Annotated in this window: 1 protein-coding gene; it reads left to right on the top strand. The window is 55.2% G+C overall.

The features are described from left to right. Positions 1-259, top strand: a 259-nt coding sequence (locus KVT27_RS25290; RefSeq protein ID WP_217582241.1) for an LLM class flavin-dependent oxidoreductase, incomplete at both ends; no start/stop codon positions are given.

Here is a 259-nt window from a genome sequence, read left to right as displayed (position 1 = left end):
AATTTTTCGACCCCGAGAAGCTGCACACCCTGCATCACAAAGGCAAGCATTTTGCGGTACAAGGTCCGCTGAACGTCAGCCGCTCGAAGCAAGGCTATCCGGTCGTTTTCCAGGCGGGTTCCTCCGAATCCGGCAAAAATTTGGCCGCCAAGTCGGCGGATGCCATCTATTCAGGGCACGAAACCTTTGAAGAGGCACGGGAATTTTATCAGGATGTCAAATCACGCGCAGCCGCATACGGCCGCAATCCCGACGAGCT

This window comes from Lysinibacillus sp. GbtcB16 (assembly GCF_019091145.1).
Lineage (GTDB): Bacteria > Bacillota > Bacilli > Bacillales_A > Planococcaceae > Lysinibacillus > Lysinibacillus fusiformis.
Note: the sequence above shows the minus strand (reverse complement) of the source record. Positions and strands in the feature narration are given on the sequence as shown.